Below are 11,396 nucleotides of genomic sequence, written 5' to 3'. Positions count from 1 at the left end.
AAGGCGCGAAGGGTTCGCTCACGTACGCGAAAAACGTTGCGCCTTTGCGCCTTTGCGTCAAAACAACCGCCTTCTTTGCAAGGTATTGCGGCTAGATGAGAAGGCGGAGAAAACGCACTGGCTGAGAGCCGTCACGAGAGCGGAATCCGCAATTCAACCGTCGTCCCTCTGGTCAATTCGGAACGAATGCGGAGGTCGGCCCCGATCAGGCGTGCTCGTTCTTTCATATTGAGCAGACCGAGACTCCCGCGGATATTGTAGCTGTTTTCGACGGACGCAACATTGAACCCACGCCCACGGTCACGGACACTGGCAACAAACGTGTCTTCTTCCATGTACAAATAGATCGTAATAATGTCGCTATGGGCGTGTTTGCGGGCATTGGTGGTCGCTTCTTGAATAATAATGAAGGCAGCCGCTTCACGTTCGGCAGGCAGCCGTGGCATATTGGACGGTGCTTCGAGGCGCAGGCGGGTCTCGGCGCCAGAGGGATCGCGCCAGCGCTCAACATATTGTTCAAGGGTCTTGACGAGGCCTTGCGTTTCAAGGCCAAGGGGCCGCAACTCAAAGAGCAGCGTCCGAATATCGTGGGTCGTCTTATTGACCAGTTCCGCCAGCGTATCGAGTTCATCGGGGAGGCGCTCGGGCATCGCCTTGAAGAGCTTTTTGATAAACTCGATATTCATTGCAATGGCGGCAATGCTTTGCGTCGGGCCATCGTGGAGATCACGGGCAATCGCGTGGCGCACATCGGCTTCTTTGGTCAGGATGCGTTCATGCTCTTGCTTGAGACTCTGGTAGAGGCGGGCATTTTCAATCGCGATAGCGGCCTGGGCGGCGAGCGTGGTCAAGAGTTGCATATCCTGGTCGGTAAAGGGGCGGCCATCAATCGTATTGAGCAGTTGCATTGCCCCAATGGTGCGGTCTTTGAGGCGCATCGGCACACAGAGGATCGAACGGGTAATGAACTCAGCTTCGCGCCCAATCGCATCATACCAACGGGTATCCTGCTCAACGTCATTCACAACCTGTCCAACCCCGTGGGTGGTTACCCAGCCGACGATGCCTTTATCGGCAGGCATCCGGTACTGCTTTGCTTCACCTGGCAGATCGAGCACCAGTTCATTGCGCTCTTCATCAAGCATAAAGATCGAACAGCGCTCGGCCCCGACCACTTTGGGGGCGCGGAGTTTGATGTCATTCAACAGGCTATTGAGGTCGAGATTCACGGCGAGTGACTGTCCAATTTCGTAGAGCAGATTCAACTCGCGCAGGTCACGCTCGGCGCGGCGCAACATCGCAATCTTATCGGCCTCACCGCCAATGGCACGCACGAGCAGCACGAGCAATTCTTCGTCGAGGGAAGAACCACCGGTCGCGCTATCGAGTGCCGATTGCTGATCAACCACTAGATGCAACAGGCCAACCCCTTGCCCGCCGCTGCGCAGCGGCAACTCGATTAGATCATGCCCATCATCGAGGGAATAACTGCCCACGATCGGCTCACTTCCCTCTTCGCGGCGCCCAAAGCCGTGGCGTGCCTGATCGATCAGCGTCCGCGCCTCGTCATTCAGTGGGCCGTGCTCAAGCTTGAGGAGATCGCCATACGGATTGGCATACAGCAATGCGCCGGCCTGTGCTGGCCAGAAGGCGATGAGCCGTTCAAGCGACGAAGCAAGCAACTCAGAGACACCTTGATGGCCGCCAGCAATCAGCAACTGGCTCAAGGTTTCAAGATGGCGCTGGTTGAGGGCAATTGGTGACATGGGCGAGCCTCCCGGCGGGGTTTTGCATCAGAGGACCATCAACGTCGTCACCCTGCCAGCTTGGCTGGCAGGGTGACGATGCTTAACTCACGGCACGTGCGTCCATTGCCTCTTTGATCAACTGAGCGATATCGGTGGGTTGGCGGGCAACAGTGACGCCGACGGCTTCAAGCGCTTTGATCTTCTCCTGGGCCGTTCCCTCACCGCCGCTAATAATGGCCCCGGCGTGGCCCATGCGTTTGCCTTCGGGGGCCGTCTGACCGGCGATGAAACTGACAACAGGTTTGGTCACGTGGGCTTTAATAAAATTGGCGGCCTGGATCTCGGCATCGCCACCGATCTCACCGAGCAACACGATGGCTTCAGTTTCAGGATCTTCCTGGAACATCGTCAGCACATCAATGAAATTCGTGCCGATAATTGGATCGCCACCGATCCCGATGATGGTCGTCTGGCCAATGCCAAGGCGCGTCAGAGCATCAACGGCTTCGTACGTAAGCGTACCTGATTTGCTGACGACGCCAACCGGCCCGGGTATCGCGATATTGCCAGGAATAATGCCGACCTTGGCCTGACCGGGGCTCAGCAGACCAGGGCAGTTGGGCCCAACGAGGCGCACACCACACTCTTCGACAAAGGCATAGGTTGCGACCATATCGAGGGCTGGCACGCCCTCGGTAATGCAGACAATCAGCGGGATGCCAGCCGCAGCCGACTCGCGAATGGCATCGGGGGCAAAGGCTGCGGGCACATAGATCACCGAGGTATTGGCCCCTGTCGCCTGCACAGCCTCTTTGACCGTATTAAAGACAGGAACGCGATCTTCAATGGCCGACTGCCCACCACGACCGGGCACGACCCCGGCGACCACGTTGGTGCCATAATCAAGCATCGACCGCGTATGGAAGGCCCCTTCTTTCCCGGTGATCCCCTGCACGAGTAGGCGCGTATCTTTGTTGATCAGAATGCTCAAAGTCTCCTCCATGACTCTACACTTGAACGGTACCGCTCAGAACCTTGGGTTGTCGTAGGAGAGTGCGATCCTAGGCTTCGGCCACAATTGCCACACCGGCACTGGTGCCAATGCGATCCGCGCCGGCCTCGATGAGGGCCTGGGCCGTGGCGAGGGTGCGGATGCCACCCGAAGCTTTTACCCCGATATGCGGCCCAACCACCTGCCGCATCAGGCGAATATCGGCGACCGTGGCCCCGCCACCGGCAAAACCTGTACTGGTTTTGACAAAATCGGCCCCGGTACGCACGGCCAGGAGACACGCCGCTACCTTTTCGGTCTCGGTCAGCAGGGCGGTTTCAATGATGACTTTGACGAGTGCCCCGGCGGCGTGGCTTGCTTGAATCACGGCGTGCAGATCGTGGGCTGTTTCACGCCATTCACCAGCTTTGAGCCTCCCGATGGCAAGCACCATATCAATCTCGCGAGCCCCGTGATCCAATGCTTCTTGCGTCTCAAACACTTTACAGGCAGTCGTGCTGGCCCCCGAAGGAAAGCCCACCACGGTACAAATGGCAACGGGTGTGTTGGCAAGTAGTTGCGCACAGAGCGGGACAAAAATGGGACTGATGCAGACACTGGCAAAATGATGTTCAGCCGCCTCACGACAGAGTTGCTCGATCTGAGCCGTGACCGCCTCGGGTTTGACAATGGTATGGTCAATCAGGTGGGCAATTGGTGTTGTTGACGGGTCAAGTGTAGGGCGCGCAAGTGGCGCACCTGAGGGGAGATCGGGTATGGCAGCGAGTTGCTGTGTAACCTGAGTGATCAGTGCTTCCATCGAACTTCCTCGTAGCCGGGAGCAACCCCACGTTGCTGTGCCTGGTCAGGTATGGGGCCGTCCACACAGAGAGCGAGCGCCTTCTTTCGGGATGTGATGAGCGTATGGGTGCAGAAAGAGTACCGCCTATTGTAACACACCTTGCTCGCCTCTGGCAGTGATGAGGCAAGGTTAAAATGTGGTACACTAAACCAAGACAAACCCCTAAACCTTACCGTATGGGAAATCCAGGCAATGATGGCTGGCGTGGGTGCAAACGTACCATGCGCTCGGTTGACTCTGCGTAGGAGAAGGCATTGCACAAAGGATATGCGATCGAGCTTGCGAATGTGGTCAAGCGTTTTGGTGAGGTCGCGGCGGTCGATCATGTCACCTTGCAGATCCACGATGGTGAGTTTTTTTCGTTGCTCGGGCCAAGTGGTTGTGGCAAGACGACAACCTTGCGGATGATTGCCGGGTTCGAGTATCCGTCGGGCGGCGAACTTATGATCCATGGCCGGCCTATGGCAACGGTGCCGCCCCATCATCGCCCGGTCAATACGGTCTTTCAGTCATATGCGCTCTTTCCGCATATGACGGTGGCCCAGAATGTTGCCTTTGGCTTGAAGATGAAGCGGGTGCCCAGGGCTGAATTGGGGGCGCGGGTGCAGGCTGCGCTCGACATGGTGCGCCTCGCGGGCTTCGCCGAGCGCTACCCTCGCCAGATGTCCGGCGGTCAGCAGCAGCGGGTTGCCCTGGCACGGGCGCTCGTCAATCAGCCCGAGGTGCTTTTGCTTGATGAGCCGCTCGGTGCCCTCGACCAGAAGTTGCGCAAAGAGATGCAACTTGAACTAAAAAGTTTGCAACACCGCGTGGGCATTACGTTTATTTTTGTCACCCACGACCAGGAAGAAGCCCTGACGATGTCGGATCGCATTGCCGTGATGAATCAGGGCAAGGTCTTGCAGGTTGGTACGCCGACCGAGATCTATGAGCGCCCCACATGCAAGTTTGTCGCTGATTTCATTGGCGAGACCAACTTTATCGAGGGCAAGGTGGTTGAACAGAGTGACGAGTATGCGACGATTCAGACCCCCGATGGTCTGCAATTGCGTGGGTATACGCCCCGTCCGGTCAACCTTGGCGAGGCTGCGACGCTCTCGTTGCGCCCTGAAAAGGCGCGCCTCGTTTTGCCCAGCCACGCACGACCCGACGATGCCTTTACGATGCCCGTCCATGTCGAAATGATCACGTATATTGGCTCGGATACACGCATTACGGTGCGCCTCAATGAAGGCCGCACCCTTGATGTCTGGGAACAGAATACCCTGAGTACCCTTGATCGCAATGCGTACTGGCAACCCGGTGAGGCAGCGGTGCTTGTCTGCCCACCAGCCAATGCTCTCGTCTTGACTGAATAGCGGGGAGCGTTTGAGCGCGACCGTGCCCTGGATGTCCCGACAGCGACTCGGAGGAAGCACATGGCATTATCGTCATTTGAACGTGAGCAGCAGCGCCGTGAGCAGCGCCGTCTGATGGCCCTGCTTGCGCCGGGGATGTTCTGGCTGCTCGTCTTTTTTCTCTTGCCCCTGTTGGTGATTCTGGTCTATAGCTTTCTTACCAATGGGCCCCGCGGCAACCTTGTCTGGCAGCCAACTCTGCAAAACTATGTTGATCTCTTTACCCAGGCAAGCTATGTCAATGCGTATGTGCGTTCGCTCTGGATCAGTGTGCTGACCACACTTTTTGCCCTCTTGCTTGGCTATCCTCTGGCCCTCTTTATTGTCAAGCAACCGCCTCGGGCGCGCCTGGTGCTCTTGATCCTAGTATTGATTCCCTTCTGGACCAATTTTCTCGTCCGGATTTATGCCTGGCAGATTATCCTGGCGAATAATGGCTTGATCAATACGACTCTCGGGACCCTGGGCCTGCCGACCCTCTTTTTGCTCAACACCGAAGGGGCGACGTTGCTTGGCTTGGTCTATGGTGAGTTGCCTTTTATGGTGCTGCCGATCTATGCGGCCCTGGATCGCTTTGATTTTACCCTGATGGAGGCCGGGGCGGATCTCGGGGCGAGCAAGTGGCGCGCCTTCTGGCATATCATGCTGCCCATGACGATGCCGGGGGTGGCCGCAGGGGCTGTGCTGGTCTTTATTCCCACGGTTGGTCAATTTGTGGTGAGTGAATTGCTTGGCGGGGCCAAGGTTGATTATATCGGCAATCTGATCCAACGCCTCTTCTTGCGCTCGAATCCGCCCAACTGGCCGCTGGGTTCGGCTATGTCAACGGTGATGATGGTTGTGCTGCTGGGCTTCATTTTGCTCTATTTTCGCTCGACAACGGAGGAAGATCGATGATCGAGGCGCAACCGCAGAACCAGCGTGCGCAGCGGGCAGGTTCCTGGTGGCCGCGTTTGAACAGGGGTGCCTTGACCTGGGGTCGCCTGACTTTGACCTTGCATGCGTTCCTGATGTATCTCTTTCTCTATGGGCCGATCCTGGTGCTCGTCGTCTTTTCGTTTACCCGTGACGAGTTTGGTGTGCGCTGGACGGGCTTTACGCTCGAGTGGTATGTGCGCATGTTTGCCAATGATCGCCTGATGGGGGCCGCAGGCAACACCCTCTATGTCGCTTTTGTCTCGACCGTTGTCTCGACGATCCTTGGCACCCTGCTCGCCCTCGCGATGGAACGCCACCGTTTTCGCGGGCGTACCGGCGTTGATGCGGTGATCTACTTGCCCGTGGTGATCCCCGAAATCGCGATGGCCGTCTCGTTGCTCGCCTTTTCGTCCCTCGCCCTCGAGTTCATTCGTGTCGTGACGGGGGAAGTGGTGCGGCGGAGTCTCGTGACCGTGATCATCGGCCATATTGCGTTTAGTATCAGTTTTGTCACGATTGTGGTGCGGGCGAGTCTGAAACATTTCGATCGTCGTCTGGAGGAAGCCGCCCGCGATCTCGGGGCGAACAGCTGGCAAACCTTCTGGCGGATCACCTTCCCGATGATCCTGCCGGGCATTCTGGGTGGGGCGTTGCTTGCGTTTACCCTCTCGCTTGACAATTTCATCATCAGCCTCTTCCTCTCGGGGCCTGGCACCTCCCTCTTGCCCGTTGAGGTCTATAATAAAGTTCGCCGTGCCGTCACGCCCGAGATCAATGCGATTTCGACGCTGATGCTGGCCTTTTCGATTACGCTGGTTGTCTTATCACAGTTGGTCCAGCGCCGGCGGTAAGGAGTGTGTGAACGAACGTTCGTAGTGCCGACTTCAGTCGGCTGCGCCGGAAGCCGACTGAAGTCGGCACTACCGGATGTCACGCTCAAAGGCTCTTTCTGAAATCTTGTCAAAGGCGCCAAGCGTGCGACGGATAGCTGTGCCATAGGTAGAAGACGTGTAAGGAGAAGCCCAACAATGCGACAAAGATTCTTCTGGTTGGTGCTGGTGTTGGTGTTGCCCTGGTTGGTGGCGTGTGGTGCGGGAACTCCGACGGGGAGTGAACCGACGACAGATGCTTCGGGCGGCGAGGCTGCCATACCTGATGATGGTGTTGACCGTGCCCGGTTGTCCCGTGAACTCTATTTCTACAACTGGAGTGACTATATCAATCCTGAGATCTTGACCCAGTTCGAAGAGGAGTATGGGGTACGGGTGATTGTTGATATCTTTGACTCAAACGAAGATATGATTGCCAAGATCCGGGCGGGCAATTCGGGCTATGATGTTGTTGCCCCATCCGACTATGCAGTGCAGATTATGGCGCTTGATGATCTGGTGGCACCACTTGATCAAGCGCTTGTGCCGAATATGCAGTATCTTGATCCTGGGTTACTCAATAAATATTTTGACCCTGACAATGCTATTTCGCTTCCCTATTTGTATGGGTTGACTGGCATTGCCTACAATCGTACCTTTTTCCCCGAGGGCATTACAAGTTGGTCGGTGCTCTTTGATTCCGCCCAACTGCCTGCTTTCCGGGGGCGCTTTAGCATGCTCGATGACGAACGTGAAACCCCAGGGGCCGTGCTCAAATACCTGGGCGCATCGATCAATGCGACTGATCCAGCCATTTTGCAGCAAGTTGAGGCGATCCTGATTGCCCAGAAGCCGTTCCTTGCCTCGTACAATAGCTCGGATGTCAACCGACGGCTTTCATCCGAAGAGTTCATCCTGGCGCATGCCTGGAGCGGCGCGGCCATGCAGGCGCGGACTGGTCTTGGTGACGAATTTTCTGGCAATGCGAACATAGAATTTGTCATTCCTGATGAGGGTGGGGCGATCTGGATGGATAATCTGGTTATTTTGCGTGAGTCGCCCAACGCCTATACCGCGCATGTCTTTATCAACTTCCTCTTGCGACCTGATGTAGCAGCAGCCAATGCCGATTATGTTGGCTACCTCACCCCGAATGAAGCGGCGATCCCCCTGCTTTCCCAGGAAGTCCGGGATCTCTATGCCGCTGGCTTTGCCCCCGATGATGCAATGCTGGAACGGCTCGAATGGATCGAGCGTAATGAAGACACGGTTGTCTTTACTGAATTGTGGACGCGGGTCAAAGGGCAATAATCGTAGGCGCAGGGCTTGACAGCAAGCCTGTAACCTGTGATCATATAACAATGGAGTCCGAGGCGGCACATGCGCCGCCTCGGCAAAGGATTGAGGTAAGTCGGTCTTCCATGGATGATAGTCTGCGCTATCCAACCGACGACTTTCAGCTGCGTGAAATTGTTGCGGCCAATGCCGATGGCATCATTGTCGTAGACAGTGATGGACGGGTGCGTTTTTTGAATCCGGCGGCCGCCGGAATCCTCGGGCGGCGGGTCGATGATCTGGTCGGACAGATCTTTGGTTTTCCGGTTTTGCGCGGTGAACGGGCCGAAATTGACCTCTTGCATCCTGACGGGGCCAGTCAGGTTGCCGAAATGCGGGTGGTTGATACCGAGTGGGATGGCACGCCGGCGCAGTTGATTTCGTTGCGTGATATCACTGAACACCGTCGCGCTCAACAGGCATTACGTGATGCCGAAGCCTTTAACTGGGCGATCTTGAACTCGTTGACGGTTCACCTGGCGGTGCTTGATGCCAATGGCATGATCATCGCCGTGAACGAGTCGTGGTGTGATTTTGCCCGTGCCAACGGCGATCCCGAATTGCGGTATACTGGTGTCGGCGTCAACTATTTTACCGTCTGTCAGCACGCCATGGGGCTTGACTCAGAAGAAGGGGTGATCACGCTCGATGGGATGCGGGCGGTGCTCGAAGGACGCCTCGCGTCTTTTGAGTTAGAATATCCTTGTCATGCCCCCCACGAAGAACGCTGGTTTGTCTTACGGGTGGTGCCCCTGCGGGGAACCCGCCCAGGGCTCGTCGTTTCGCATACGAATGTCACCGAACATCGGCGGCTCAGTGAAGCGGCGGCTGAAGCACGGATGTTGCGTGCTCGTCTGAGTGAGTTTGAACGCGAATTGCGCGATCTTGATGTTCGGTCACGGGAACGCCCGCAGAATAAACGACCATTGGCCGGAGGGGTCTTGCGGCAACGGTTGCCTGATGTCTTTCGGCAGGCTTTGAAATTTTACAAACAGTTGCTCGAAGAGTCGCTTAGACATCGTGCTCAGCCTGATTATGCGATTGAACTTGATCCCCGTGAGCTTGGTGAATATCTAGGTAACCACGATGCAACCGCACGTGATGTCATCGAGGTGCATCTCGCCAGTGTTCGTGCTGCGAGCGCCAATGCCCCGCAAGTGAAGCAGCAGGCATATCTGGAAGAAGGGCGTCTCCTTGTTCTTGAGTTGATGGGTCATCTGGCGTCATACTATCGGGCGCGCCTGATGACCTTGTTAAATGAGCCGGGGTCGCCCGTGTCGGAGCAACGGTAACCAATGAGCAGGCATCAGACTTTTACGCTGCGCTGTGAGGTGTCATGAATGGCCCTGCCCCCAGCAAAATAGTTCTTCATCTGTATGTGGCTGGACGCTCTCCGCGTGCCGAACGTGCGATTGCAACCCTGCGTCGCCTCTGTGAGCGTGAACTGGCTAGATACGAGTGCGATCTGGTGATTATTGATGTATTGGCCGATCCTCAGCAGGCTGAGGCACGGAAAATTCTTGCAACGCCAACTTTGATCAAGGAGTTTCCTGATCCGCCGCGACGTATTATCGGCGACCTTGGTGTGCCTCCTGAAGAATTGTTAGCTGCTTTGAATTTGCCCCATGATGGTTTGTAGGGTTGCGGGCCTTGCTCACGCCCAGAGTGGAGAAGCACCTTGGCTACAGATGTGTCAGTGATTGAGCGGTTGCCAACGGGTATCCCTGGCTTTGATCATATCGCAAATGGTGGGTTGCCGCGTGGCCGAACCACGCTTGTGTCGGGTACGGCGGGGAGTGCCAAGACGGTCTTTGCTTCGCAGTTTCTGGCTGCTGGCGTGCAGCTCGGCGAGGCCGGCGTCTTCGTGACCTTCGAAGAGTCGCCGGCGGCGCTGCGCCGTAATATGCTTGGCTTTGGTTGGAATATTGCCGAGTGGGAGGAACAGGGCCGTTGGGCGTTTGTCGATGCCTCGCCGCAGGCTGATGATGAGTTGATGATTATGGGGGCCTATGACCTCAGTGCCCTGCTGGCTCGCATCGAGCACGCGGTGCGCCGCGTGGGGGCAACCCGCGTTTCGATGGATAGCCTCGGGGCAATCTTTAATCGTTTGGCCGATACCCGTGTGGTGCGCAATGAGTTGTTTCGCATTGTGACCTCACTCAAGAGTATGGGCCTCACGGCGGTCATTACGGCTGAGCGAACCCATGAGTTTGGTGATATCGGGCGCTATGGGGTCGAAGAGTTTGTGACTGATGATGTGGTTATCCTGCGCAATCTGTTGGAAGAAGAAAAGCGCCGTCGTACCGTCGAGATCCTCAAGTTCCGCGGTACTTCACATCAAAAAGGTGGCTTCCCCTTTACCGTGATCCCTGGGCAGGGTATCGTGGTGATCCCGCTCTCGGCGATTGAGTTGAAACAGCGCTCGTCGAATGTGCGGATTAGCTCGGGTTCCCCCGAACTCGATCGGATGTGTGGGGGCGGCTTCTTCCGTGACTCGATTATTCTGGTCAGTGGGGCGACCGGAACCGGTAAGACCCTCATGTCAACGACCTTTATGGCCTCGGGAGCCCTGCGCGGTGAACGTTCGTTGCTCTTTGCTTTTGAAGAGAGCCGCGATCAGTTGGCGCGTAATGCGATTGGCTGGGGCGTTGATTTTGAGCAGATGGAACAGGATGGCCTCCTGCGGGTGGTTTGTAACTACCCTGAGGTGACCGGCCTTGAGGATCAGTTGATTTCGATTCAGGATGAAATCCTGCGTTTTCGCCCCCAGCGCGTGGCGATTGATAGCCTCTCGGCTCTTGAACGCGTTTCGACGATCAAGGGCTTTCGTGAGTTCGTGATTGGCCTGACCTCGTTTATTAAACATCAAGAGATGGCCGGGCTCTATACGTCGACGACCCCGACCTTGCTTGGTGGGACGTCGATTACCGAGGCGCATATCTCGACGATCACTGACTCGATCATTCTGCTGCGCTATGTCGAGCTCTTTGGTGAGATGCGCCGTGGTTTGACGGTCCTGAAGATGCGCGGCTCGGCGCACGATAAAGATATTCGTGAGTTTTCGATTGATGGTACTGGGATGCATATTGGGCGACCGTTCCGGAATATTTCTGGTATTCTCTCTGGTCAGTTTACCCATGTTGCCCCAAGCGAAATCGAGCGTCTTAGTGCGCTCTTCCGTGATGAAGAGAATCCGTTGCTGCCTGAAGGTTGACCTGGTATTTGTATGACTTGCCCTGCTATGCCATTGGCACGTCAATGGCGCAGTGAGGTGGT

10 protein-coding genes are annotated in these 11,396 nt (G+C 56.4%); 7 read left to right on the top strand and 3 right to left on the bottom strand.

Annotation, left to right across the window (positions count from 1 at the left end; translation table 11 throughout):
- Positions 1-131: 131 nt before the first annotated feature.
- From EYB53_RS12025 to deoC, 3 genes are all read right to left on the bottom strand, one after another.
- A complete protein-coding gene (locus EYB53_RS12025) occupies positions 132-1,766 on the bottom strand; it encodes a GAF domain-containing sensor histidine kinase (protein WP_135478424.1) in 1,635 nt (544 codons plus the stop codon).
- 82 nt (positions 1,767-1,848) lie between these two features.
- Positions 1,849-2,739, bottom strand: a complete 891-nt coding sequence (gene sucD / locus EYB53_RS12020; protein WP_135478423.1) for a succinate--CoA ligase subunit alpha — start codon at positions 2,737-2,739, stop codon at positions 1,849-1,851.
- A gap of 70 nt (positions 2,740-2,809) precedes the next feature.
- A complete protein-coding gene (gene deoC / locus EYB53_RS12015) occupies positions 2,810-3,559 on the bottom strand; it encodes a deoxyribose-phosphate aldolase (RefSeq protein WP_135478422.1) in 750 nt (249 codons plus the stop codon).
- Positions 3,560-3,855: 296 nt separating this feature from the next.
- On the opposite strand from deoC, the gene EYB53_RS12010 reads away from it, so the two are divergent.
- The 7 genes from EYB53_RS12010 (at position 3,856) to kaiC (ending at position 11,334) form a co-directional block, all read left to right on the top strand.
- Positions 3,856-4,959 carry an ABC transporter ATP-binding protein gene (locus EYB53_RS12010; protein WP_135478421.1) on the top strand — a complete coding sequence of 368 codons (1,104 nt, stop codon included), beginning with the start codon at positions 3,856-3,858 and terminating at the stop codon, positions 4,957-4,959.
- 60 nt (positions 4,960-5,019) lie between these two features.
- A complete protein-coding gene (locus EYB53_RS12005; protein ID WP_135478420.1) occupies positions 5,020-5,895 on the top strand; it encodes an ABC transporter permease in 876 nt (291 codons plus the stop codon).
- Positions 5,892-6,767, top strand: coding sequence for an ABC transporter permease (locus EYB53_RS12000; protein ID WP_135478419.1), 876 nt, complete (start codon positions 5,892-5,894; stop codon positions 6,765-6,767). Before EYB53_RS12005 ends, EYB53_RS12000 begins: the two co-directional genes overlap by 4 nt.
- 177 nt (positions 6,768-6,944) lie before the next feature.
- Positions 6,945-8,096: an ABC transporter substrate-binding protein gene (locus EYB53_RS11995; protein WP_135478418.1), complete on the top strand. Its 1,152-nt coding sequence runs from the start codon at positions 6,945-6,947 to the stop codon at positions 8,094-8,096.
- 110 nt (positions 8,097-8,206) lie between these two features.
- Entirely contained in the window at positions 8,207-9,412 is a 1,206-nt protein-coding gene (locus EYB53_RS11990) for a PAS domain-containing protein (RefSeq protein ID WP_167857368.1), read from the top strand.
- Between the two features lie 86 nt (positions 9,413-9,498).
- Positions 9,499-9,759 (top strand): circadian clock KaiB family protein, encoded by a 261-nt coding sequence (locus tag EYB53_RS11985; protein WP_503827064.1) that lies wholly within the window; start codon positions 9,499-9,501, stop codon positions 9,757-9,759.
- A gap of 39 nt (positions 9,760-9,798) precedes the next feature.
- The gene (gene kaiC / locus EYB53_RS11980) at positions 9,799-11,334 is read left to right on the top strand and encodes a circadian clock protein KaiC (protein WP_167857367.1); all 1,536 of its coding nucleotides are present in this window, start codon (positions 9,799-9,801) and stop codon (positions 11,332-11,334) included.
- The last annotated feature ends 62 nt before the right edge of the window (positions 11,335-11,396 follow it).

The sequence above is a fragment of the Candidatus Chloroploca mongolica genome, from assembly GCF_004762035.2.
GTDB classification, from domain to species: domain Bacteria; phylum Chloroflexota; class Chloroflexia; order Chloroflexales; family Chloroflexaceae; genus Chloroploca; species Chloroploca mongolica.
The sequence above is the reverse complement of the archived record's forward strand: the minus strand, read 5'-3'. Positions and strand labels throughout refer to the sequence as shown.

Bases quoted from the DNA above. Each gene is read 5' to 3' on its own strand.
- deoC (WP_135478422.1), bottom strand. From the start codon at position 3,559: ATGGAAGCACTGATCACTCAGGTTACACAGCAACTCGCTGCCATACCC.
- EYB53_RS11990 (WP_167857368.1), top strand. From the start codon at position 8,207: ATGGATGATAGTCTGCGCTATCCAACCGACGACTTTCAGCTGCGTGAA.
- EYB53_RS12005 (WP_135478420.1), top strand. From the start codon at position 5,020: ATGGCATTATCGTCATTTGAACGTGAGCAGCAGCGCCGTGAGCAGCGC.
- EYB53_RS12025 (WP_135478424.1), bottom strand. From the start codon at position 1,766: ATGTCACCAATTGCCCTCAACCAGCGCCATCTTGAAACCTTGAGCCAG.
- EYB53_RS12000 (WP_135478419.1), top strand. From the start codon at position 5,892: ATGATCGAGGCGCAACCGCAGAACCAGCGTGCGCAGCGGGCAGGTTCC.
- EYB53_RS11995 (WP_135478418.1), top strand. From the start codon at position 6,945: ATGCGACAAAGATTCTTCTGGTTGGTGCTGGTGTTGGTGTTGCCCTGG.